Source organism: Paenibacillus polymyxa (assembly GCF_001719045.1).
GTDB classification, from domain to species: domain Bacteria; phylum Bacillota; class Bacilli; order Paenibacillales; family Paenibacillaceae; genus Paenibacillus; species Paenibacillus polymyxa_B.
Genome location: NZ_CP015423.1, coordinates 1,215,058 through 1,238,583, shown reverse-complemented (window position 1 = coordinate 1,238,583; position 23,526 = coordinate 1,215,058). Strand labels below are relative to the sequence as shown.

The following is a 23,526-nucleotide window of genomic DNA, read 5'->3' as shown; positions in this document are numbered from 1 at the left end:
GTTAGTGTTTTCTAACTAAAAACATAATATGAAGGTAGGAATGGTTTATATGTCTAAAAAAATATTGGTAATTCAAGGGAATCCTGTCGCTGGCAGTTATGGAGAAGCGTTGGCTCAATCCTATGTAAAAGGGGCGAAGGCTGCAGGGGCAGAGGTTCGTTTGTTGCAGCTATCCGAGCTTGATTTTAATCCAAATCTATTAGGTGGATATCGTAATAAATTGCCGCTGGAGCCTGATTTGATTCAAGCACAGGAGTCGATTAAATGGGCAGAACATCTCGTTTTTGTCTTTCCGATCTGGTGGGGCAGCTTGCCTGCATTAATGAAAGGATTCATTGACCGTACCTTTATGCCGGGATTTGCGTTTAAGTATCAAAAAGGAAAGCCCATGCCTGACAAGCTTCTAAAAGGAAGAACGGCCCGCCTCATTACAACGATGGACGGTCCACACTGGTACTACCGATTTTTCCAGGGACAGCCTGGGCATCGAATGATGAAGGATTCCACGCTGCATCTATGTGGTGTCAAACCAGTGCATTCTACTGCGATTGATCTCATGAATAAATTATCGGATCAGCAGCGCAACGATTGGCTGAGCAAGGTGGAGCAGTTGGGACGAAGCATGAGCTAGGTTTTCGCCTGCCTGCCCCAAATCCATTGGCTACAGGTAAACCATGGTGGTATCTGATCATAATTGACCTGCGAAAAGGAAAAAGACCACAATGGGAGCAACTGGCTCGCATTGTGGTGTTCGGAATAGCTCATGTTTGCAATCAACGTTAAATAAATATCGATGCAACGATTAAAATAAATCCGATCGCTAGACCGGCAGGGCCCCAATAATGCATAGGGATAAAAAACAGACTGTGCTGGGTTCCCATTCGATAACGTTGCCCCGTTTCCATATCAACTAGCACTTTGTCCGAGTCGGCGTTAAGCGCCTTTCCCAAGTACCAGATAATAACCCCCGACACAATGAACACAAAAGCCATCGGTAGCCGGGAATCTATGGAGTCAAGCCCTAGAGCGGATACTAAACTCCCGACAATAACAAATAAGATCCCTGGAATAACGATGTTTAAAATACCAAAACCCTTCCAAATAATCACATGAAATCTTCCTTCCTAAATTTAAATCCAACATATGTATTTATCGGTTAAAAGAGAGATTTAGTTTACAAAATGACCCATTCATTGTGGGATTTACAATGTGTAAAACTGGAAGGGATGTGTCAAAAAGGGGAGAAAAAGCTTAGTTTGCTATTTTTTTATTGTGTCGATTTTTGAAAAAAATATGACCACCATTTAGCTATGTAGGTGGTCATATGATGAATTCAAAAATGTTCCTGTTAGTGGAACACTGTGAACAATTAATCAAGTTTATTGAGGAGCCTTTGCTCGAAGAAGATTTAATCCTAATCCGATGAAGATTATCCCGGTTATTTTGTTTAAATAGCTGCCAAGCCTTTGGTTGACTTTTATTTTTTGGGTAATGTAAGAGGAAAAATAGGCAATAAACAAGCACCATAATAATCCGGTGAACGAAAATGTAAGTCCTAAAATGATAAATGGAATGGGACCAGAAGCCTTTGTATCAATAAATTGTGGAAGAAAGGCAATGAAAAACAAAGAAACCTTGGGATTCGTAAGACTTGTCATCATCCCTTGTAAATATGTTTTTCTGTTACTGTGTTGTTTATTGGATTCAGAGGCACTAAAACTTGCATTTGTTTTATCCAATAACATTCTTACTCCTAAATAAACTAAATAAATAACTCCAATTATTTTAATCATGTTGAACAAGATAATTGACTTTGTAAGTATAATTGACAAACCAAAAGCAACTAACAGCGTATGGATCAAAGAACCACTAATGATACCGAAAACAGAATACACACCGGCTTTTCTCCCCTGCGCAACACTTTTTCCAATTATATACATTGTGTCTGCACCAGGAATTAGATTTAGGAGGATTCCAGTAAGCAAAAATACTTCATAATTTACAATTCCAAACATTTTTGAGCACCACCTCTTCATTATGAAATACATTAAAAGGTAATGATAATTTAGTAAATAGCTCATTGTCAATCTTCAATATCTGTTATACGTTTATGTAAGTTTACCTAAAAAAACCGCTTTTCACCCCTCCATAGGTCTGGCATGACCTGATCCTGAAGGAGGGAAAGCGGCTTTTACAATGAGAGTATACTACGTAGTTACTCATTCACGATAATTAGCAAAAAACATGGGCAGCCTGTCCTGTGTCAAATGCCCAAAGGATAAGCCGTTGTCATATACCCGTGGAGCAGGCGACAGGCCTATTCTGCGGTTGCTTTCGCTTGTTCCGCTACGAAAACAACAGGCTTCATAATTCGACTCAGCATATCTTGCTTCGGACGATTCCAGGTAGTCCAGTCATCCAGCAGCAGACCGCCTGTGTCGCCACTATTCGGATTCAGGGACCAGTACGTAAAGTACAGGTTGTTGGCACCAATATAGTCTACGAGTGCATTTTGCCATTTCCCCTCAGAAGAAGACAAATCAACATTACGACCGCCGAATTCACCGACCAGTACCGGAGCTATGTTTTGCTTGCTGATGTAGCCCCAGGTTTGATCCCAGATCGCTGGCAAGTTGGACGGGAAGGCCGGATCGTTGAACCATGGCTGCGAAGACACACCAGGGCCGTAATCATGTGGAGAATATACGACACGGTTCGGTACGTCCAGAACGACAGGATAGTTGGCTACACCTGTCAGGTTGCCACCCCACCAGTATTGGCTGTTGTTGCCTTGTACATTGTGGTCTACACCTTCTACGAGAATCAGCCAATTCGGATTCACGGACAGAATCGCATTCCCTGCACGTTGTGCCGCCAGACGCCAGTCTGTGGAGGCATTGCCTGTGCCCCAGCTTGCTTGACCGTGTGGCTCATTGTGTAAATCCGCACCAATGACGGTAGGGTTGTTTTTATAACGATTAGCCAACATTTTCCAGTCGCTAATCCAGCGAGACTCAGGGTACTGGGATGTGTACCACAGCTCGGATTGCCCACCTGAGCTTGGACGGTGACGGTCAAGGATAATCTGAATACCGCGTTGTCCAGCTTTTTCGATCAGCTTGTCCATAATTTGAATCGGAGTTAATCCGACCAGATCAGGGTTTTTGTGATAATCAATACTGTCTGGACGAGAACTGGAATCGAACAACTGATTGCTGTAAGGCAGACGAATCAGATTGTAGCCTTCTTTCTTCATTTGATCTAGCATGTCGTCCATTGAGCGGCTCCACAGTCCATGCAAGGTGTAATTAGGGGTTTCCAAACCGAACCAGTTCAGACCGTTAAATGCCGCCTCTTTCCCGGATTCGTCTACAATCTTGTTTCCTTGGGTGTGATAATATCCTTTCACACTGGCTGCATCTGCTGAAGCGGGAGTATAGCTATACAGTGTGAAGCCCATTACGAGGGAGGCAATGACGAAAAATGTTTTTTTCATTCCTTTTTTCTTCATAATTCTGCTTCCTCCTTTATTTAAAAGAAATTGTAACCGATTACATTTTTATTTTATGTTCAAATCTTCCATCAAACAAGTTCATAAAATTCGTATCTTTCTAAGATTTCGTTCGAATTCAATAGATTCGTAACAACGGATGGTTAAGCTAAGTGTCCAGCTTTTGTGGGAGCGGTTGTTTATGGGCTGGATGGCTCGCTCTAACTCTTTATTTATTATATTTTCCTGCTGTAAAAGAAGGTATATAATAAAGTGAAATTCACTTTACATACAGGTTGCAGAATATATATTTGATAAAATAACACGCCTGACATGCAGAAAAAGAAAGGAGGGTAATTATGGTAACAACGATGAAGGAAGTGGCAGAACGTGCCGGGGTGTCGAAGAGTACAGTTTCGCAGTTTCTACAAAAGAGATACAACTATATGAGTGAAAACACCAAGAAGAAGATCGAGCAAGCGATTGAGGATCTCAGTTATATACCCAATGAGGTGGCACGTAGTCTCAAGCAGAAGAAGACCTTCATTGTGGGAGTTATTTCTTCAACCATTTTATCGAGATTTACTACAGAAGTCGTGCGTGCCATTGAAGATGAATGCCAACTGGAAAATGTCCAGGTCATTGTCTGCAATACCGATGATGATTCGCTCAAAGAGAAAAAGTATGTCCAGTCGATGATTGCTCGGCAAGTGGATGGACTTATCATTTTCCCGACGGAAGAGAACAAGAAATTATATGTTTCCCTTGTCAAGAATGGCTATCCTTTCGTGTTTGTGGACCGGAAAATCGATGAAATCAGCGTAGATACGGTGCTATTGAATAATGAAAAGGCCAGCGAGCTTGCGGTTGAAGCACTCATTGAGCATGGTCATAACAACATTGGGATTATCACGTTCCCCTTAGGCAAAAAAGCGATCACTACACGAAGTGAGCGACTGTCAGGTTATCGAAATACGTTGGGCAAACATGACATACCAGTGAATGAAAACTATATCAAAAGCGGCAGATCGGATGAAATGCCCAATCTGATTGGACAACTATTCCACATGGAGAATCCGCCCACTGCAATCATTGCTACGAATGACATGATTTTGGAGCAGGTGCTGATTTATGCAAAAAATAATCATCTGACCATACCTAATGATTTTTCCTTGATTGGCATAGATGATGTATCCTTTGCGTCTTTTTATAACCCGCCGATCACCACCGTTTCCCAGCCGAGTTTTGAAATGGGGAAAAGAAGTGCCCGGCTACTGCTGGAGAAAATTGATCAAAAAGAACAGGATCATGAGGAACTGTCAGAAATCATCCGAATGAATCCGGTCATTAACCACAGAGAATCTGTCCAAAAACTGAACTGAATGATTGAATAAGTCCTTTTTATCTTTTTGAAAACGTTTTTATGAATTCTATTGTAAAAAGAAAATAAAGAGCTATAATGATCTTATGATTCGAGTCATGAATACCCTTTCATTTATGTATGTCCTGATTTTAGTGATGTTGCGATTGTAGAGAGGGGAGGAATGGAGCTTAAACGAATAATGTATGGAGTAAGTTGTGATTTAATTCACAAAAATGATTCTGCTTCTTTTTACATTCCCGGAAGGGAAATTTTTTTCGTGTATTACTAAATCGATTTAGTAAGAATGGAAAATAAATAAAAGAAAGTCGGAGATCACTATGGAAATGTTTATGAGCATTATCAGGGAGCCATCCATCATTATCGCGATTGTGACATTACTCGGCCTTATATTCCAGAGAAAGAAAGTATCAGAAATTATTACGGGAACTACCCTTTCTTTTATGGGCTTCACCATGATCAAGGTCGGCGGCGGCATTTTAGGTGGCGTTCTCACTAACTTCAGCCAAATTTTTTCTTATGCGTTCAACCTTAAAGGTGTCGTACCCAGCAATGAAGCCATTATGGCACTGACCATTGATCAGATCGGGGCGGATGCTGCGCTCATTCTGCTCTTTTCCATGATCCTTAACATCGTGCTTGCACGCCTGACCAAGTTCAAGTACATTTATTTGTCTCTTCACTTGATTTTGTTTATGAGCTTTGCCGCTACAGCCGTTATGAAAGGTCTGGGTCTCAGTTCGCTGACTACGATCATCGTCGGTTCTTTGGTAATTGGGAGCTATATGGCGGTGTTTCCTTACCTCCTCCGGAATGCCAGCAAAAACATTATTAAATCGGATGAATATACGATTGCTCATGCTTCCATGACCTCTTACATTCTAGGTACCTATTTAGGGAAAGTTTTTGGCAACTGTGAAAATGACACCGAAAATGTGAAAATTAATGACCGCATCAGTTTTTTGCGCGACCCCAATGTTGCAACGACCTTGACGATGCTTGTGCTTTTACTGGTATCTGGACTGGTTGCTGGTTCTGATTATGTCAGCAAATTATCGGATGGGAAAGAATATATCGTCTTTATCCTCGAACAGTCAGCTATTTTTGCTGCCGGCTTGTATATCGCAAAAGCAGGTGTTAAGCTGTTCACAACTGAAATTGTACCCGCTTTCAAAGGCTTCTCCCAAGTGTTCGCACCTGGAGCAATCCCTGGTGTGGATGTTCTGGTACTGTTCGATAAATCACCCAATTCCGCGTTGGTAGGCTTCTTGGTCAGCTTCTTCACAGGCGTTGCCTGCGTCTTTCTTTTCCCGTTTATCGGATTGCCTGTCATTGTGCCGGGGATCATGGCCTGCTTCCTTGCTGGTGGTGCAGCCGCGATATTCGGCAATTCCAGCGGTGGTTTCAGAGGAGCTGTTATTTCCAGTTGTCTTAATGGATTCTTGCTCTGTCTGCTGCCGGCTCTCACCTTGCCGCTCTTTTCTTTTTTGGGTGCCGAAGGGGTAACGTTCGCCGATCCCGACTTTACTACCCTTTCCGGAGTACTTTGGCTTATTTTTCGCTGGTTTTAAACTAAATCGATTTATGAGTTTTTTCAAAATAACTCATCTAAATCATTTGTGCTTAAAAAGAGGAGGAATTATCCATGTTTTTTAACGAACAAGATATTCAAATTGACATCGTTGACAGTAATACCACCCGGAAAGTGCTGGCCCACAGCGACCAGCTTATGTATGTCAAAGTGATGTTTGCTAAAGCGCAAACAGGGGAGATCCTGTTGCATAAGCATGTCCATGAACAAGTCACTTATGTAATAAAGGGAAGTTTTGAGTTCATGATTGATAATGGCGAAACCAAGGAAGTGCAGACCGTCAAAGAAGGAGACAGCATCCATTTTCCATCCGATACTCTTCATGGCTGTATCCCACTGGAGGATGGCGGTATTCTGCTAGATGCATTTACACCAGCACGTGCAGATTTTCTGTAAATCCCCTTACAAAATACGGTTTATCTACCCCGAGATCTGGAGGGATTTACGAAGCCTTTCCGCGGCAACCAACTGAGGCGGATGATGCCTTCTGGCATGTCCAATACATTTCATTTTTATCTTTTTTAGAAGAAGACCTGCAAGTATGTTATATTTAACAAACGGCAATCGTGATGAACAGTAATATAGTGATTTTTAGAAAAGGATGAGATGATTTTGGAAAACAACGAAACTCAGCAAGAATTTGCAGAAGTATATGAGCAGCTTAAAGTAGCTGCAAACCGAACCTCCGATTGGAAAACACGCCTAGCCGCGGTAAACGATCTGGGTGCATGGAAGAACCAGCAGACGATTGACTTGCTGACACACCGGTTGAATAATGATACGGTATATGCCGTTCAGGAAGCCGCTTACCGCAGACTTCAGGAATGGGGCGAGAATGTACAGCCGCCTGTGCGCAAAGAGGGTGAACTTGTTAAGGGTCTGACGAAGATTCTGGTGCGGATTAAAAAAAGCCTGCCAGCCGACCATACCTATAACGATTTTCGCGAGAAGCTGCACAAGATGAGAGTCGATATTTATGACATCTACGAAGGCGACAAGGGTGCTGAATTTGATCAGTGGCTGGAGCAAAAATGGGCTTCGTTATCTACAAGATAATGTCTGAACCCTGTAATTGAATGTGATTTAAGGATCAATACTGGTGATGCAGACAGAGCCTTAACAAGGATAAGGGATTATCTTTGTTAAGGTTTTTTTAGCTTGTTCTCCTTAAGAATCACGCCCTATATCTTTATGCCACTGTATATATACTTCAGCAATATGGTACGATGGGATCGGATTATTTTAGTGTGTACATGGGAGGGACTAACATGAGCAAGGCGAAGCTGTGTTTTATCGGGGCGGGCTTTCACGCTTCAACAAATATATATCCTGCTGTCATTGGGGCAGGGGCTGAAATTCAGGCGATTGCGACCAGAGATATAAGCAGATCGAAGACAGCACTTCAGCGGTTTGGAAGCAGCGGCACACCTTATGACAATTACAAGGCTATGCTGGAGCAGGAAGACTGTGATGGAGTTGTCGTGATTGCACAAGCGGCAGATCATCCCTCGCTCGTACTAGACTGCATTAAGGCTGGAAAACATGTCTTTGTAGACAAGCCACTGGGTTGGAATGCGGAGGAAGCGGCCCAAATTGCAGATGCGGCAGAAGCAGCAGGCGTTGTTCTGATGGTCGGCTTCATGAAGCGCTACGCACCTGTATACATAAAATTAAAAGAATGGATTGAGGGTGGCTCGCTTGGAGCCGCACGCTCATTTCAGGCAAAATTTCTCGTGGACAGTACCCTGTTTTGTAAAACCGGCGAAGATTTCATGAAGCTGGCGGCGGTCCACATGGTCGATCTGGTACGTTATTTGTTCGGGGAAGTGGTGCAGGTTACCGGATTTGCGAACGATAACGGTGAGTGTATTTCCCATACGATTGCCCTGAAATTTGAAAATGGTGTAGTGGGCAGCGTATACTTCGCAGGTATGACAGCATGGACACGCGAGAGTGAAGGGATCACGGTAACCTTTGATCACGGTTTTGCGAACGCGGATGAAGTGAACACACTGATCATTCACAAGTCGGAGAGTCATACAGAGCTTCCTTGGAAATCCCTTGCGGAAAATGATACGGTTCTGACACCGTCAGCCTCCGCGATGTCGGGCGGATACCGTGATTTGTACTTGCGCGGTTTTGTTGGTGAAATCGCACATTTCATGAACTGCTGCCAAGAAGGACGGACGCCTGATTCAAGTGGACGGGACAACGTGAAAACGATGGAACTGTGCGACCGCATTTTGGCTGCGCTCCAATAGGATACCCATTTCATATACAAGCTTCGGAGCCTGGACGGTACCTTAGTTTGGGTGATTTGAAAGAAGCTTCGGTGTAAACTGGTCAGTAGATGGCTCCTGCATTTGTCGGGAGTCATTTTTTTCGTTTACCCTACGACCTTTTAATTTCATAGCATTCCTGCCCAGTTTGATTAATCTCTGCTGAAATACGACAACAAAGACGAATGATGCGATAGAATAGGAAAAGGAAAGCGTTATCATCACCCATTTTTTCTGCGATGGTTCAGGGGGAGAAGGCATATGCGTTCAAGGTCAAGGTTTCAACCATTAAACACATTACGTAATCAGATTTTTATCGGGTTTATACTGGTGATGCTCATTATGATGAGTGTGGCGGGTGCGTTCATTTATCTCAATGTATCTCACCTGTTAAAAGACAGTGCTGAGCGACATATTGGTCAGACCGCCGTACAAGCAAGCGGTAGGCTGGATGCATTAATTGGCCAGATGGACAGCTTGACGGAGCAGGTCGCGAATCACCCGTCTGTTCAGCATATTTTGCTGGAGGAGCGTAACGGGGGCAAGGTAAATTTCGGACAGCGCCAATCCCTACTGCAAGTGATGCATAGCTATCAGGCATATATGCCGAGTGTCGGCTCACTGGAGCTGTATACCGCCGAAGGGAAGATGTTGTTTCCGATTAGAGAGGGCAGTCTGGAGGAACGTATTGGACAGGCAGACATCCGGGAAGCGAATCAGATGAAAGGAAGACTGGTCTGGATCGGTATTGATCCCGAAGACCCTCGGTCACTGCTGGCAATTCGGCAGGTAAGTCTGGTGGATCGCTGGTTCTCACGAGGAGGGTACTTGATTACCCGTATGGAGCGAAGTTATTTTGGACTGAATGGTGCGTCAACAGTCAATGAAGAAGCGGATGAAACCATGCTGCTTGTAGATCGTCAAGGCCAGCTGCTGTCGGGTGAACCAATGAACCAGACGGATTTGTCAGGTGTACTGCACAGCAAGACACAGACGGTTCATATTGGGGAGCGGGAATATGTGAAGGCGGTTCAGCAGTCGGAGCGGACGGGCTGGTCGCTGCTGATCCTGATTCCGGTTAGCGTCGTCACAGACGGAATTACGGTTTTACGGACTACACTTATCATTTCCGCGTCTCTTGGTGCCGTGCTATTTCTGTTCATGTCCTTTATGTTGTCTACGTTGATTACAAGACCGATAGGTCACTTGATTCAGGCGATGCGTCGTTCACGGGAAGGGGCATTGGCCCTGAATCCAGAACCGGCAGCAGCAGTCGAGCTGCGAGAATTGAACGCAGAGTACAATACGATGATTGTCGATATTAATGAATTGATCCGTGTTATTTGTGAGAAGGAGGTTTTACAAAGCCAGACCGAGCTTAAAGCTCTGCAGGCGCAGATCAATCCGCATTTTCTTTTTAATACGCTGGATGCTTTCAACTGGTCGTTACAGGAGAAGGGAGAGGAGGAGCTTGCGGGGCTGATGGTGTCCATGTCGCGGCTGTTTCGTTATGTTATCGAACCGGCTCACCATGACTCTTGGGTGACCCTCGGGGAAGAAATGGCGCAAATCCGTCGTTATCTGGAACTGATGGAGATGCGTCTGGGTGAACGTCTGAGCTGGCAAATTCATATGCCTTCAGAGGCAGCCAGAATTCCGCTTCCTAAACTGTTGATCCAGCCTATTCTAGAGAATGCCATTTTGCATGGTGTCGAAAATCGCATCGGCAACGGTCGCGTTGAAATCAGTGTCACTCCTTCGACCAGATCGGGTTGGACCAAGATCGCGGTCATAGATAACGGACCTGGAATGACAATGGAAGAACTTGCGGCTGTGCGTACAGCGTTGATGGGGGGAGCAGCCTGCGAGAGCAAGGGAACCGGTATGGGACTAGTGAATGTGCAGCGCAGGCTCGCTCTCTATTATGACAGCGCATCTTATCCAACGGACGGTATGCTGATACATAGTGCTGAGCAGGAAGGAACTGTGGTCGCTTTTGAAATTCCTGATGAATATGGAGGGCGGTAGGAATGAGTGTTTCATCCAAAACCATTGTCATTGTAGACGATGAACAGCGAACACGTCAGGGGATACACCAGACACTGGAGCAATGGGCCGCCGGGAAATACCGGATTGTGACATCTGGTAATGGTTTGGAAGCATTAACTATACTGCGAGCGGAGACAGTTCACCTGTTGATTACGGATGTCCGGTTGCCGGAATTCAGTGGGCTGGATTTAATCCGCTCTCTGGAACGGGATTCACGACGACCAGCGATCATTGTCATCTCGGGATATGCGGAATTTGATTATGTCCAGCAGGCGCTTCGTCTGGGAGCCGTCAATTATTTGCTCAAACCGATTGATAAGCAGGAGCTGCTGAATGCGGTCAATGAAGCGCTTCGGCTGGAAGAGGAGCGGCAGCGGTACGAGAAGCTGGACAAGCTGGCTGACCCTGTTCTGCTAGAGCTTGATCTCCAGGCGGCTACTCTTAGTGATCCGGTACGACGTGCCTTCACCTATATGGCGGAGCATCTTCACGAATCCATTACGATGGCGCAGACTGCCGCGCATTCACACCTGAATGCGAGCTATTTTAGTGTTTTATTCAAGGAGCAAAGTGGTTTGTCCTTCAGCGAATATCTGCATCGACTGCGGATTCAACGAGCCAAGGAGCTGCTGCTGCATACCCAGTTGACGATTGCCCAAATCGGCGAGCGATCAGGCTACCGGACAGATAAATATTTTATTAAAGTATTCAAAGCGACCGAGGGGATAAGTCCTAGCCGCTACAGGCAGCAGATGCGTACAGGGCCGGAGAATATCGACTGACAGTAGGCAGATCAAACCCAATAAAAGTGGAATTATACCCAATGAGTGTACCCTGTTGGAAGCAGGAATGGAGTGCTAAACTTACAAATGATAACGGTTACAAAAATATAAATACAACAAACGGAGGTCTAACGATGTCCAACGAGTATGGTTTGCGTAAACGCTCACATCAAAAATGGTTTGCTGGGTTGACCCTGCTGCTGTCATTCATGCTGGTGCTATCCGGTTGCGGTGCTGGTAAGGATGGTCAAGGCGGTTCCAGTGGAGAAGGGGGAAAGGTTACACTTAAAATGATGCACCTGTGGCCAGAGGGAAGCTCGGCACAGCAGAGCAAGCTTGTGACTCAGATTATAGATCAATACCAAAAGGATCATCCGAATGTCGTCATTCAGCAGGAAGTGCTGGAAAATGAACAATACAAAAACAAACTCAAAGTGCTGTCAGCTTCCAATGAATTGCCGGATATCGGCATCACCTGGGCAGCGGGTTTTATGGAGCCTTACGTTAAAGGTGGATTATTTACGCCGATGGATGACCTGTTGAATGGTTCCAAGCTGAAGGACAAATTCGTACCGGGAACGACCGAAGCTTATGCGCTGAATGGCAAAACGTATGCGCTTCCGATTGAATTGAACATTACACCTATTTATTATAACAAAGCCATATTCCAAAAATACAACTTGAAGGTACCTGTGACATTTGACGAATTTAAGCAAGTTGTGAAAACACTTACGGATCATGGAGTTGCACCGATTGCATTGGGCAATAAAGACCGTTGGACCGGCTCGCTCTGGTATATGTATCTGGCAGACCGTATAGCAGGTAACGAAACGCTGAAAAAAGCGATTGACGGCTCAGGATCGTTCGATGACCCTGGTTTAATTCAGGCGGCCTCCGAAGTCCAGACGCTTGTGGATATGAATGCCTTTAACAAAGGATTTAACGGCTTGTCCAATGATGAGGGAAAATCCGAGTTTATGAACGACAAAGCGGCTATGTATTTAATGGCTACTTGGGAATTACCGAATTTTACGACCAATCCTGCAATCCCGCAAGCATTTAAAGATCAAATTGGCTTCTTTAAATTCCCGATGGTTGAAGGTGGCAAGGGCAACGAGAACAGTTGGGTAGGAGGTCCGGGAGTAGGCTTGTTCGTTTCGGAAAATTCCAAGGTAAAAGAAGAGGCCAAAGCGTTCGTTGAATACTTCGTAGTCAAGTGGGGAGAGCAATCGGTCACACAGGCGGGCGTAATTCCGGCGACGAAAGTGGACACCTCCAAAGAAAAATTGCCCAAGCTGTATGTCGATTTGCTGAACGGACTGAATCAAGCCAGCAGCATTACCTTGTTCGCCGATGTACAGATGAAGCCGAATGCAGCACAGGTACATTTGAATATGATTCAGGCGTTGTTTGGTAAAGCGATGACACCGCAACAATTTGCCGAGCGGCATAAGGCTGCCATCGAGAAAGAAAATTGAATTGACCACCTAAGGAGGTCCGACCGTGGAAAAGGTCATGTCCAATAAGCTTGTCATTGCTCTATATGTATTGCCTTCTCTGCTGCTGTTATTCGCCGTAATATATGTACCCATCGTACTGACCGGCTATTACGGCCTGAATCAGTGGAATGGAATCGGCTCTATGACTTTTGTGGGGCTGGACAATTATCAACATTTGCTCACTGACAGTGCATTCTGGCAAAGTGCCTGGCATTCGCTGCTGTTGGCCTTGTTTTCAGGCATCAGTCTGATCGGTTATCTGGTCATTGCGATGATTTTGTCAGGAAAAATCAAGGGAGCGAATCTGCTGCGGAAAATTTATCTGATTCCCATGCTGTTGTCATCTGTAGCGATCGCACAGCTGTGGCTCAAAATGTATCATCCAACGAACGGAGTGTTCAATTCCATACTGGCGTCGGTCGGAGTCCACAATCCGCCTGAATGGTTAGCTAATCCGTCCTTGGTGCTGTTTGCCTTGTTCATTCCGATTATTTGGCAATATGCGGGCTTTTATATCCTGATCTATTATGCCGGGCTGAAAAACATTCCCGAAACGCTGATGGAGGCTGCCCGGATCGACGGGGCCAGTGCCTGGCAGATTGCGACTCGTATCAAATTGCCCCTGCTGCGAGAGGTGATTAACGTTACGATCATATTGTCCATTGTCGGCTCGCTCAAATATTTTGACCTCATCTACGTCATGACGGATGGTGGACCGAATGGAGCCAGTGAAGTGATGGCCTCTTACATGTACCACCAGGCATTCCGCAGCTTTGATTTTGGATACGGCAGTGCTACAGCCTTTGCCCTGCTGCTCATCTGTCTAATCGCTACGTGGCTGATCCGCAAAGTTACGGCTACGAGTGACACCATCCAGTATTCATAATGCAGTCTTGCTAATAGATGAGGGTAACAAAGGACAGGAAGAGGGAGGAACGGATATGAAAACCCAGGCAGCCGCCAACTATCCGCTAGGAGTCGCTACCCGCGGCAAAATGTTAACTCGGGTCGGTTATGCCGCTTTGTATATCATTTTAATCATCTTGGCGGTGACGCAGCTTTTACCGCTGGTGTGGCTGATGCTGTTCTCGCTTAAAAATAATCAGGAAGTGTTTAACCTTCCGCCGTTTGCACTCCCGTCCCAGCCGCATTGGGAGAACTATATGAATGTGTGGACCAGCGGCAATATCGGGCGGTATTTTTTCAATAGTGTGTGGATTACGGTCATATCCGTGGCGTTGACAGTGCTGCTAGCCAGCTTTGTAACGTTTGCCATTACGCGTATGCGGTGGAAAGGAAGTCAGCTGGTTCTCGGGCTATTTATGGTCGGACTAATGATTCCAGTCCATTCCACCTTGATTCCGTTGTTCAGTATGTTTCTCAAACTGCATTTAACAGACACTTCACTCTCCATCATCCTGTCGTATGTTGCTTTTAATCTACCGACAACGATGATGATCTTGCTGGGCTTCTATTACGCCTTGCCCCGTGAAGTGGAAGAAGCGGCCGTTATGGACGGCTGCTCCGTCAATCGGATGTTCTTCCGGATCGTGCTGCCCATGACAACCCCGGTCATGGCAACGACATCTATTATTAACATGATCTATAACTGGAATGAGTTTATTTTCGTCAATACGTTCATCAGCTCGGACGAAAACAAAACACTGACCGTTGGTGTTCAGAACTTTATTGGACAATATACGACCGACTGGGGAGCTATCGGAGCTACGTTGATGATCAGCATTTTGCCCATTTTGCTAGTGTTCCTCATCATGAGTGACCGGATTGTGGAAGGAATCGCGGCAGGATCGGTTAAGGGGTAAAACAGATTCCCCTGATTAGAAGAGTACCCCCTAGTGTAGACATTGGAACAAACCTTTTGGTTTGTCCGATGAATGCTAGGAGGTGCTTTTTTGTGTAAGTCTGGTTTTGAATTGAAGGGAATACTTAATGAAGTAGCTCCATAATTTTAAGTCCTTTCAGAAATTAAATGGAAAGCAAACGAACGTGTTGATATTTATTTACCGACCAATTGTGTGAATGGATCAGAGGTTATGATGTGGTTGGTAACCCTGATAGGGAGGAATGGCAAGTTGTGTTATACATATAGGAATTGGGATTCATTCTGCTAATTGACTGCTTATTTTTGGCATGAAAAAGGCACATTCCTACTCGTATCTCAAGTGGGACTGTGCCTTTAAAAGGCTATCATATTTGTGTTAAGTTGTTGGTTTGCATATCTGTTAATATTATAAATTAAATTTGTCCGAAGTTATTAACAAGCTATTGACATGGCTTATTTGAATCTTTCTAAACCATGATATGGATTCGAAATATTTTCACCAACTTCCTCAATTGCTTCTATTATTTCTTCCAATATTAATTTATTTATATTGAATCTTTAATTTTTTGAAAGCAATTCTTTAGTCCGAGGTTTACAACAATTGAAAGAATGATATCTACATCATCATAAGAATCAGTATTCCATAACCTGTGAAGAATCTTATCTATACTATTTCTTACTTCACTTTCCAATAACTCGTAGGTCATAACTTGTCTATCTGTTAATTGGCTAAGAATTAATAAAAAATCCTTTTTCTCAATTTTACCAGTATTAAATTCATTCAATACGTTTTGAAACATCAATGCTAATGTTTCTGTTGGTAATACATCTGGTAATTTCTCAATTTCTTTAAGATTCATTTTTTTATTTCCCCTCTATGGGTATTTCCAAGTAAAGCACGTCATCTTGCATTCGTTTCTGATTACAGAAGCAGCAGATGAGTACAAACTGTGAGTCAAGATAGATATGTAATGTATTACGGGGGTTGTTTGGTATTAAGAAACGAGAGGTGATATTTAATAAACAACCCAGCATATGTATTTATCGGTTAAAAGAGAGATTTAGTTTACAGAATGAACCATTAGAAGCGGTATTTACAATGTGTATTTCTGGAAGCAGGAGATACCGGAGGGGAGTTTTGAGTAGAAAAAAGCATATAATAGGTAGTAAGAGAGAGTATAAAAAGATATTTATAAAAGATTGAACTTTAATGAGAGATGAGGGTTCATATTATGCCAAAAAACGATAATATGCTGGCCATTCTATGGATGCTGAATTCGGGCGTAAAAATGACTGCAAAACAAATATCCGAAAAGTTAGAAATAAATATAAGGACAGTTTATCGTTATATTGATGCACTATGTGCCAGTGGAGTGCCTATAATATCCGACCCAGGTCATAATGGCGGGTATAGCTTGCTGAATAATTTTATCAGAGCGCCTCTACTATTTGATATGGAGGAAAAAAAGGCACTCCTTCATGCTGCTATTTTTGCAAAAGAGGCTGGATACCCTTTGAGTGAGGCATTAGGCAATGCGACATCAAAATTGAAAATGTATTCGAATCAAGAGCAGGAAAGTATACTTAGCCGTCATTTAGCCGGATTTGAAGTGATTAACCGCATGGGAGACCCTTCTCTTCAGCCGATATTGGCGGAATTGGAGCAAGCTGTAGCCAACGAATTCTCTGTAGAAATGGATTATCGCACAAGCCATGAAGAACAACCCAAGAATAGGGTGATAGACCCCTATGGAATGGTTTACTGGAACAACAAATGGTACACTGTTGCATTTTGTCACCTAAGAAATGAGATCCGTAGCTTTCGGGCAGATCGGATTCTACAAATCAAGCGTACTCCAACCCTATTTAAGCGTTCCGAAGCTTTTTCGGCCCGTGAATTTTTTATGCACAATCTGTTACCTGATTTAGTAGGCAAGGACGGTTTAATTTCTTTAATGATCGAAGGCAGGCCAGAGGCATTGGATGACTTATGTCTGCATTGGTTTTTGGGGCATCATCTGAAAGAGCGGACATCCAATCAAGCCATCTTTTTGCTTGAGGAAAAATCACTTCATACATATGTCCCTTATTTACTCCTACCCTACGGGAAGTCCATTCAAGTCATCGAACCACAGAGTTTGAAGAAAAAGCTTGTTGCTGTTGCGTCGGAGTTAATGGAATACTATCAACTTTAATAGCTTCACTGACAGCAGATGTCAGTGAAGCTTTTTTATAATGATGATAATCATTGATTACCGAAGGATGATTGGTATCACTTGATAAATTATAAAATAAGGAGAACTTGCAAATGAATAATACAGTATATCTTTATGTGTTTGACACAATGGCAGACTGGGAGATCGGTTACTTAACTGCCGAACTGAACTCGGGAAGATATTATAAAAAGGGGCTGGTCCCATCCAAAATAGTTACCGTGGGAATGGAAAAGACTCCTGTAACTACAATGGGCGGATTGAAAATCCTGCCTGATATTAAACTGGATGAGTGCAGCATTGAGAGTACGGATATATTGATTTTACCCGGTGGAGATACATGGACAGAAACAATTCACCAACCCATCTTAAAAATCGCTGAGAGGTGTTTAGAGGAGGGGATATGGGTTGCAGCGATTTGTGGTGCTACCATGGGACTTGCCCAGGCAGGATTGCTGAATTCACGTTGGCATACAAGCAATGATCTGGAATACCTTAAAATGATCTGTCCCACCTACACGGGCGAAAAGTATTACAAAGTGGAGTCTGCTGTAACGGATGGAAAACTGATCACTGCATCTGGAACAGCTCCGTTGGAATTTTCCGTACACGTCTTGAAAGCTCTGGGTGTATTTTCTTCTAAAACATTAGAAGCCTGGTATAGTCTAAATAAGACTCGTGCATCCAAATATTACTATGAGTTGATGGATTCAATCCAATGAAGGTATAAGCATAAAATTGAACTGTTACGATCATTTAAAGGAGGAGTATAAATGACTGAAAGCAGAGAATATGTGGGAGTGTCAGGTAAATATACAAAGAATGGAATGCCCAACGGCTTTACATCTATTACCCCTTTTATTACAGTGAAGAATCCTTCGGAAGCAATAGAGTTCTATAAAACGGTTTTCAATGCAAGGGTTAAGGATATTACTGAATATCCTGATGAGAATGGCAATAAAATAATTGTTCATGCGGAATTAGATTTTGGAAATGGTTTTTTGCAGCTGGGAGCAGCGAATCCGGCATATAAATTGGTCTTGCCGCCAGATGAAGACAATGCGTGTTATTCTTTCGGAATTTACGTGTTGAATGTTGATCAGGTATTTGAAAATGCGGTAGCAAGAGGAGCAAAAGTAAGGGAACCAGTTACAAACTTTGTTTCAGGTGATCGATTCGGAAGTATATTGGATCCTTGTGGAGTAAGATGGTCTATTATGACCAGGATTGAGGATTTGTCAGAAGAAGAAAGTAGTCGTAGGGTTGCTGAATGGGCCAACAGCTTTAGTGGAGAATAAAGGCAATCACTTTTTAAAAATATTAAGAGTGACGGTTTGCTGAGAGATGTTAAGGAAAGCTTGAATATATCCCCTCGCCTCTATACTGGAACCCGCTCATTGAGCGGGTTTTTATTTTTAATCATTTGAAAAATGTAGACATGAAATATTTAAGGCATAGAGTTTGATGGAGCTTGTAGACATTCTGCTACGTTTTAATCATGTTGTTTACAAAATCGCTGGCGTAATTCTTCTTGAAACAATCTAGCCAATTTGACAGGATACATTACTCCTCCTGTGGTATGAGTGTGTGCATGCATGGTAACTCTGATAGAGGGAGGAATGGCAAGTTATTGTTTTCTTCTTTCGATGGTTTATAAAATGAAGCGCGGCACCTGCTGGAATAAGATATAATCCGAAATAATTTTTAATTTTAATTACTAAAAATTTATGTTTATGATTTTTGGCAAGGGAAAATAAGATATAAAATATGGAAGGGAGTGATATATTAAGTAATTATATTCAATAATAGTCATATAAAAAAGTTATAAAACTAAGAGATTAAAAATTATTTTGTTACTAACCATCTTAGGAGGAATTATCTATGAAGAAAAAATTAACAATACTTAGTCTGGCTCTAGCCATCACAGCCTTCTCTACTGTAAGTTTAAGCGCTTCTTACGCTTCTGATTATGACGTTTCCTCTGGAAATTCTTCTCCTTTAATTAGCGCGCATGCAAATGGTGCTGCTGTTGAGCCTCAAGCAATAACATCCCTTGCTCGTAAAGCATGGCAAGTTGGTAAATCAGCTTGGGATGCTAACAAGGATGCTTTGAGAGAAGCGACCCGCTTAGGAAGTCTATTAGGTACAGGTGTTTCTAGTAGTGATGTAGAGAATGCAGATGTAATTTTTGATAAATAGCTTAAATATCAGGGAGAGGATCAGATTTTTATATTTCTCTCTCCCTGATGTTATTAAAAAGAGGTGATTGCTTAAATGAAAAAAAGAAGCGAAACGTGTATTTTAAATGCTACGTTATTCTCTTTATCGTTGTTCTTGATGGTTCATTTCTTCTTTATTTTTCTTCACGCTGGACCGCTTAACCCGGTCTCTGTTTCATTGAAATCAGTAACTGATAACTATGTTGGACGGTTTTTTCAACAAAACTGGCATCTATTTGCTCCCCAGCCTATGACTCAAAATCTAAAATTATATGTACGTGTGAAGTATAAGGGGGAGGGCAGTAACACAACTGTTATAAGCAATTGGTATGATGTTACTGAACCTATGATCAGGACGAATGAGACGACAGTATTTTCACCTTATAATAGGATGCTCAGAATTGGAAGTGGATACATACATCAATTATATATAGGAGGAAAAGATGATCTAACATATAAATTAATGGAGAAAATATCTAAAAAAGATAATGTCGCCAAAGAAATAAATGCTTCTTTAGAAAAGGATTCGGATCAAGTTGAACAAATCATATACCGCTATGCTTCTGCGTTTGCGAAAAGAGAGTTTTTGAAACATGAAATAACCGATGTCCAGTTTATGACTTCAATATCGGATGCAATTCCATATTCAAAGCGAGATGATCTTCATTTTAAAGTGAAAGAAGATAATGTCGTATATGGTTGGAAAGGAGTTGTAAAGGATGTTGTTGAATTACCGTAATTTTTTTATGAATGAACGCTTTCTTATTGGCACAAGTATCCTTCGGATATGTATCGGGTTGATATTACTTTTCAATTATTTTATCCATTATAAACAAAGATATTTTTTTTGGCACGAATCTGGAATTAATATATATTCTGCCGGGTACAAGTCATTAACATGGTCTTTATATAATTTGAATTCATCAGCTTTATTTTTTGACTTTATCTATCATTTAGGAATTGTGGTTACTATTTTTTATTTAATTGGTTACAAAGGCCGCCTTTTTTCAATTCTGACCTATCTATTTTTTTATTCACTGTATGTTCGTTCTTTTCATATAAGTGACGGAGGAGACAACTTACTTATAGTGAATATGTTTTTTCTGTTGTTCACCAATAACACTGCCTATTTCTCTTTGGATTCCAAAACGAACAACTCACGTGGAAAAGACTCGAAAGACTCTTTACTCTATAAGTTATCCATAATAATTCACAATTTTGCAGTACTTTTTTGTATTATACAACTGTGTATTGTTTATTTCTTCTCAGGAATGTACCAGCTTATGGGGGAAATGTGGCAAAACGGAACGGCACTCTATTATATCTCTCAGGTGAGAGAGTTTAGCAGACCTATTTTGGATTATATGGTTAACCATTATGTTGGGCTCACCATTTTATTCACTTATTTATCTATAATTGTTAAAATAGCTTTTCCTTTTGCTGTAATTAATAAAGGCCTTAAACCGTTTGTAGTTATTGCTATGATATTGTTTCATGTAGGAATCGGTATAGGTATGGGCTTACTGACATTTTCACTAATTATGATTGTTATGGAATTATTGTTGTTTACGGATCGAGAATATAAAAAGTTATACCATTTTTCAAAGATCAGTTTCCGGAAAATATCAATTACAATTCGAAGAAAAACAAGAAGATTAGGATATGTAAGTTTTCAAGACAAACAAATTCTGGTTTTCTATGATGGTTGGTGCCCTGTCTGTACAAATATAAAAGACAATTTGTATAAGCTAGATTATTTTAGAATGCTACGGCTTGTTAGTTTTCGGAATTCTTCATTGGTTCAAGCATACAAATTAGATGTTAATGAATTAGAAAGGCGAATGCATAGTTTCTCACTGAATGATCCCAATAAAATACAACGCGGAATTGACTCTATTGCACAAATTTGTACAAGAATACCGTATCTTTGGTGGGCGGTTCCCTTTATAATTATTTTCAAAAAAATGGGTATAGGCGGTTATTTGTATGATTATATAGCTTCTAAAAGAAAAGTGATCCCTGTGGGGAACTGTGATGATTTATGTGAACTTTACCCTAAGCGTGTCCATTAAGGAGCAAAGCATGAAAATAATTTTATGGATAGTAGCTATAATTTTAATATTTGTTCTCATATGTATCCTGTTTTTGTTCATTGCGAAGCGCCAAAATAATAAGAAAACAGAAATGGATGTTCTGAGCTTTTTAAAGGAAAATCCGAGTAAAGCATCTTTGTTTATGATCAAAAATGGTATGGAGAAAATCAGCTATAACTCAGAAGTTAAAATGCCGCTTGCCAGCACGGCCAAAGTGATCATTGCTATCGAATTTGCTCGCCAAGTTGTGGCGAAAATATTAGACGAGCAGGAACTTGTTCCTTTAGAGGAATTAAATAAGTTTTATATTCCTGGTTCCGATGGTAACGCTCATCATAACTGGATCAAATCCATTCGCGCAAACCATAAAGAGGTTCAAGGTAAAATTACGTTATTGGATATTACTCATGGTATGTTAGCATATAGTTCCAATGCCAATACAGAATTTCTAATGGCGAAAATGGGTTTGGATAAGATAAATGAGAATATTATGAAGCTCTCACTTTCTTCTCATGATAAAATCTTTCCTTTTTCATCTGCGGGATTCATGTCTCCTTATATCCAAGAGACCGAAAACATAGGCTTTAAAGAGTCGATACAAAAGATAAGTGAGATGAGCTACGAGGAATATATGAAAAAATCTATTGAAATTCATCAGATTTTAAATCGTGATCAGGGGATAGAATGTATTCAGAAATGGAACACCAGGCAGAATTATGTACGAAAGCTTCAAGTGCTGGAATCGCGCAAGCTTCCTCGTTCAACGACTAAAGAATATGCTTATCTCATGAAGCTCATACACAAGGAGGAGTTGGTTCCTTCTACTATAAATCCATATCTAAAAATGCTAATTCAGCGACAAGTGGATAACTCCAAGTTAATAGAGTTCGGAAACAAAGGTGGATCTACCATTTCTGTTCTAACAGAGGCTTTATATTGTACGGATCGAGAAGGAAATGACATTCAACTAGCCATGTTTATTCAAGATGATTCTGGGATGGATCATATTTGGCTCAAGCAGAAGATGGATTTGTTTTTTTACAAATTATTAACGGATACTGCATTTCAAGAAGAGGTAAGAAGCAAATTATCATATGATAAGGGAAGAAATTGAATGTTTTTTTATTTTGTAAAAATGCTGCTGATTCCGCTTATACTTTACTGGATCATGGCTTACTTTCCATTTAAAAATCGTATTTCGTGGTATATACACGCTTTGTTTACAAGTGCATATACGTTCATGATTTTATTTATAAATGATTGGACAGAAATTAGCTATTATTTACGTCCGGTTTGCATTGTATTGTTTGGATGTTCCTTATTCCGTCAAATGGTTACTTTACGCTCTTTTAAATTTAATGGCTTAAATAGAAAAACACGAATATTCCTTTATCTTTATGGTTTATTAGCAATATATCAAGTTTTTATATGTATTTTATTTAGTATTTCATACATTACATCCACTCCTAAACACGAAGATGCAGTCGATTTAGCGTTCCCCTTGAAAGGAGGGACTTACGAGGTAGTGAATGGTGGAATGAGTTCATCTATGAACTATCACTTTTCGCATCGTACTCTGAAATATGCGGTGGATATAACTAAGCTCACCCCGTTAGGTTCAAGAAAAGGAATATTTGATAATCCTGAATCTTTAAAATCCTATCCCATTTATAATGATTCAGTATATAGTCCGGTTGAGGGTAGAATTATCGAAGTTGTGGATGGAGTAGAAGATAATGTCCCAAACTCCCTGGGTCGTAGTACTACAAATATGATTATCATCAAACACAAAGGATATAATATTCTGTTGTTACACTTGAAGAAAAATAGTCTATTAGTCAAGAAAAATGATTTTGTCAAGGTTGGACAAGAAATTGCGAAAGTAGGGAACTCAGGTTACAGTAGTGAGCCGCATCTTCATGTTCATGCTATAAAACATGACAATAAGAGAGATTACTTCAATGGAACCTCGGTTCCTATTACTTTTAATGGTAATTACTTAAAGAGAAATGATTTGCTATTTAATCAAACACTTATTTTTCGTTAAAAATGTATACCTACCTAGAAAGTCGGTTTGAGAATTTGTT

23 protein-coding genes are annotated in these 23,526 nt (G+C 41.5%); 19 read left to right on the top strand and 4 right to left on the bottom strand.

What is annotated here, in order from left to right; genetic code table 11:
- Window positions 1-49 precede the first annotated feature (49 nt).
- Entirely contained in the window at window positions 50-631 is a 582-nt protein-coding gene (locus tag AOU00_RS05615) for an NAD(P)H-dependent oxidoreductase (RefSeq protein WP_069290132.1), read from the top strand.
- 148 nt (window positions 632-779) lie between these two features.
- Here AOU00_RS05615 and AOU00_RS05610 read toward each other — a convergent pair whose 3' ends face one another.
- From AOU00_RS05610 to AOU00_RS05600, 3 genes are all read right to left on the bottom strand, one after another.
- Window positions 780-1,109, bottom strand: a complete 330-nt coding sequence (locus AOU00_RS05610) for a hypothetical protein (protein ID WP_061828748.1) — start codon at window positions 1,107-1,109, stop codon at window positions 780-782.
- A 270-nt stretch (window positions 1,110-1,379) separates the two neighbouring features.
- A complete protein-coding gene (locus AOU00_RS05605) occupies window positions 1,380-2,015 on the bottom strand; it encodes a LysE family translocator (protein ID WP_069290131.1) in 636 nt (211 codons plus the stop codon).
- A 302-nt stretch (window positions 2,016-2,317) separates the two neighbouring features.
- Window positions 2,318-3,511 carry a glycoside hydrolase family 5 protein gene (locus tag AOU00_RS05600; protein WP_069290130.1) on the bottom strand — a complete coding sequence of 398 codons (1,194 nt, stop codon included), beginning with the start codon at window positions 3,509-3,511 and terminating at the stop codon, window positions 2,318-2,320.
- A 338-nt stretch (window positions 3,512-3,849) separates the two neighbouring features.
- Here AOU00_RS05600 and AOU00_RS05595 point away from each other — a divergent pair, with 338 nt between their 5' ends.
- From AOU00_RS05595 to AOU00_RS05550, 10 genes are all read left to right on the top strand, one after another.
- Window positions 3,850-4,872: a substrate-binding domain-containing protein gene (locus AOU00_RS05595; protein ID WP_069290129.1), complete on the top strand. Its 1,023-nt coding sequence runs from the start codon at window positions 3,850-3,852 to the stop codon at window positions 4,870-4,872.
- A 331-nt stretch (window positions 4,873-5,203) separates the two neighbouring features.
- Window positions 5,204-6,442 carry a PTS ascorbate transporter subunit IIC gene (locus tag AOU00_RS05590; RefSeq protein ID WP_237166284.1) on the top strand — a complete coding sequence of 413 codons (1,239 nt, stop codon included), beginning with the start codon at window positions 5,204-5,206 and terminating at the stop codon, window positions 6,440-6,442.
- 74 nt (window positions 6,443-6,516) lie between these two features.
- Window positions 6,517-6,858: a cupin domain-containing protein gene (locus tag AOU00_RS05585; RefSeq protein ID WP_061828752.1), complete on the top strand. Its 342-nt coding sequence runs from the start codon at window positions 6,517-6,519 to the stop codon at window positions 6,856-6,858.
- A gap of 216 nt (window positions 6,859-7,074) precedes the next feature.
- Window positions 7,075-7,518, top strand: a complete 444-nt coding sequence (locus AOU00_RS05580) for a HEAT repeat domain-containing protein (protein WP_013311410.1) — start codon at window positions 7,075-7,077, stop codon at window positions 7,516-7,518.
- A 212-nt stretch (window positions 7,519-7,730) separates the two neighbouring features.
- Window positions 7,731-8,723, top strand: a complete 993-nt coding sequence (locus tag AOU00_RS05575; protein ID WP_069290127.1) for a Gfo/Idh/MocA family protein — start codon at window positions 7,731-7,733, stop codon at window positions 8,721-8,723.
- A 279-nt stretch (window positions 8,724-9,002) separates the two neighbouring features.
- Window positions 9,003-10,769 carry a cache domain-containing sensor histidine kinase gene (locus AOU00_RS05570; protein WP_039272998.1) on the top strand — a complete coding sequence of 589 codons (1,767 nt, stop codon included), beginning with the start codon at window positions 9,003-9,005 and terminating at the stop codon, window positions 10,767-10,769.
- 2 nt (window positions 10,770-10,771) lie between these two features.
- Window positions 10,772-11,572, top strand: coding sequence for a response regulator (locus AOU00_RS05565; protein WP_039273000.1), 801 nt, complete (start codon window positions 10,772-10,774; stop codon window positions 11,570-11,572).
- Between the two features lie 134 nt (window positions 11,573-11,706).
- On the top strand, window positions 11,707-13,050 hold the full coding sequence (locus AOU00_RS05560) for an extracellular solute-binding protein (protein WP_069290126.1): 1,344 nt from the start codon (window positions 11,707-11,709) through the stop codon (window positions 13,048-13,050).
- 25 nt (window positions 13,051-13,075) lie between these two features.
- Entirely contained in the window at window positions 13,076-13,957 is an 882-nt protein-coding gene (locus tag AOU00_RS05555) for a carbohydrate ABC transporter permease (RefSeq protein WP_039273005.1), read from the top strand.
- A gap of 55 nt (window positions 13,958-14,012) precedes the next feature.
- Entirely contained in the window at window positions 14,013-14,894 is an 882-nt protein-coding gene (locus tag AOU00_RS05550) for a carbohydrate ABC transporter permease (RefSeq protein ID WP_013311404.1), read from the top strand.
- 565 nt (window positions 14,895-15,459) lie between these two features.
- Here the strand turns inward: AOU00_RS05550 and AOU00_RS05545 are convergent.
- Window positions 15,460-15,774 carry a hypothetical protein gene (locus tag AOU00_RS05545; RefSeq protein WP_237166282.1) on the bottom strand — a complete coding sequence of 105 codons (315 nt, stop codon included), beginning with the start codon at window positions 15,772-15,774 and terminating at the stop codon, window positions 15,460-15,462.
- Window positions 15,775-16,146: 372 nt separating this feature from the next.
- Between AOU00_RS05545 and AOU00_RS05540 the strand changes: the two genes are divergently transcribed.
- From AOU00_RS05540 to AOU00_RS05505, 8 genes are all read left to right on the top strand, one after another.
- Window positions 16,147-17,109 (top strand): helix-turn-helix transcriptional regulator, encoded by a 963-nt coding sequence (locus tag AOU00_RS05540; protein WP_061828758.1) that lies wholly within the window; start codon window positions 16,147-16,149, stop codon window positions 17,107-17,109.
- A 113-nt stretch (window positions 17,110-17,222) separates the two neighbouring features.
- Window positions 17,223-17,849, top strand: coding sequence for a type 1 glutamine amidotransferase family protein (locus tag AOU00_RS05535; RefSeq protein WP_061828759.1), 627 nt, complete (start codon window positions 17,223-17,225; stop codon window positions 17,847-17,849).
- Window positions 17,850-17,900: 51 nt separating this feature from the next.
- The gene (locus tag AOU00_RS05530; RefSeq protein ID WP_061828760.1) at window positions 17,901-18,425 is read left to right on the top strand and encodes a VOC family protein; all 525 of its coding nucleotides are present in this window, start codon (window positions 17,901-17,903) and stop codon (window positions 18,423-18,425) included.
- A 583-nt stretch (window positions 18,426-19,008) separates the two neighbouring features.
- Complete coding sequence (locus AOU00_RS05525; protein ID WP_039273018.1) at window positions 19,009-19,326, top strand: hypothetical protein; 318 nt, start codon at window positions 19,009-19,011, stop codon at window positions 19,324-19,326.
- 75 nt (window positions 19,327-19,401) lie between these two features.
- Window positions 19,402-20,085 carry a DUF5819 family protein gene (locus AOU00_RS05520; protein ID WP_061828761.1) on the top strand — a complete coding sequence of 228 codons (684 nt, stop codon included), beginning with the start codon at window positions 19,402-19,404 and terminating at the stop codon, window positions 20,083-20,085.
- Window positions 20,086-20,629: 544 nt separating this feature from the next.
- Window positions 20,630-21,418, top strand: a complete 789-nt coding sequence (locus AOU00_RS27675) for a DCC1-like thiol-disulfide oxidoreductase family protein (RefSeq protein ID WP_419538102.1) — start codon at window positions 20,630-20,632, stop codon at window positions 21,416-21,418.
- Window positions 21,419-21,428: 10 nt separating this feature from the next.
- Window positions 21,429-22,553 (top strand): serine hydrolase, encoded by a 1,125-nt coding sequence (locus tag AOU00_RS05510; RefSeq protein ID WP_061828797.1) that lies wholly within the window; start codon window positions 21,429-21,431, stop codon window positions 22,551-22,553.
- Entirely contained in the window at window positions 22,554-23,486 is a 933-nt protein-coding gene (locus tag AOU00_RS05505) for a M23 family metallopeptidase (protein WP_061828763.1), read from the top strand.
- The last annotated feature ends 40 nt before the right edge of the window (window positions 23,487-23,526 follow it).

Excerpts from the sequence above, each read along its gene's own strand:
- AOU00_RS05615 (WP_069290132.1), top strand. The coding sequence starts at position 50 with ATGTCTAAAAAAATATTGGTAATTCAAGGGAATCCTGTCGCTGGCAGT.
- AOU00_RS05605 (WP_069290131.1), bottom strand. The coding sequence starts at position 2,015 with ATGTTTGGAATTGTAAATTATGAAGTATTTTTGCTTACTGGAATCCTC.
- AOU00_RS05600 (WP_069290130.1), bottom strand. The coding sequence starts at position 3,511 with ATGAAGAAAAAAGGAATGAAAAAAACATTTTTCGTCATTGCCTCCCTC.
- AOU00_RS05595 (WP_069290129.1), top strand. The coding sequence starts at position 3,850 with ATGGTAACAACGATGAAGGAAGTGGCAGAACGTGCCGGGGTGTCGAAG.
- AOU00_RS05590 (WP_237166284.1), top strand. The coding sequence starts at position 5,204 with ATGAGCATTATCAGGGAGCCATCCATCATTATCGCGATTGTGACATTA.
- AOU00_RS05585 (WP_061828752.1), top strand. The coding sequence starts at position 6,517 with ATGTTTTTTAACGAACAAGATATTCAAATTGACATCGTTGACAGTAAT.
- AOU00_RS05575 (WP_069290127.1), top strand. The coding sequence starts at position 7,731 with ATGAGCAAGGCGAAGCTGTGTTTTATCGGGGCGGGCTTTCACGCTTCA.
- AOU00_RS05570 (WP_039272998.1), top strand. The coding sequence starts at position 9,003 with ATGCGTTCAAGGTCAAGGTTTCAACCATTAAACACATTACGTAATCAG.
- AOU00_RS05565 (WP_039273000.1), top strand. The coding sequence starts at position 10,772 with ATGAGTGTTTCATCCAAAACCATTGTCATTGTAGACGATGAACAGCGA.
- AOU00_RS05560 (WP_069290126.1), top strand. The coding sequence starts at position 11,707 with ATGTCCAACGAGTATGGTTTGCGTAAACGCTCACATCAAAAATGGTTT.
- AOU00_RS05550 (WP_013311404.1), top strand. The coding sequence starts at position 14,013 with ATGAAAACCCAGGCAGCCGCCAACTATCCGCTAGGAGTCGCTACCCGC.
- AOU00_RS05545 (WP_237166282.1), bottom strand. The coding sequence starts at position 15,774 with ATGAATCTTAAAGAAATTGAGAAATTACCAGATGTATTACCAACAGAA.
- AOU00_RS05540 (WP_061828758.1), top strand. The coding sequence starts at position 16,147 with ATGCCAAAAAACGATAATATGCTGGCCATTCTATGGATGCTGAATTCG.
- AOU00_RS05535 (WP_061828759.1), top strand. The coding sequence starts at position 17,223 with ATGAATAATACAGTATATCTTTATGTGTTTGACACAATGGCAGACTGG.
- AOU00_RS05530 (WP_061828760.1), top strand. The coding sequence starts at position 17,901 with ATGACTGAAAGCAGAGAATATGTGGGAGTGTCAGGTAAATATACAAAG.
- AOU00_RS05525 (WP_039273018.1), top strand. The coding sequence starts at position 19,009 with ATGAAGAAAAAATTAACAATACTTAGTCTGGCTCTAGCCATCACAGCC.
- AOU00_RS05520 (WP_061828761.1), top strand. The coding sequence starts at position 19,402 with ATGAAAAAAAGAAGCGAAACGTGTATTTTAAATGCTACGTTATTCTCT.
- AOU00_RS27675 (WP_419538102.1), top strand. The coding sequence starts at position 20,630 with ATGGGGGAAATGTGGCAAAACGGAACGGCACTCTATTATATCTCTCAG.
- AOU00_RS05510 (WP_061828797.1), top strand. The coding sequence starts at position 21,429 with ATGAAAATAATTTTATGGATAGTAGCTATAATTTTAATATTTGTTCTC.
- AOU00_RS05505 (WP_061828763.1), top strand. The coding sequence starts at position 22,554 with ATGTTTTTTTATTTTGTAAAAATGCTGCTGATTCCGCTTATACTTTAC.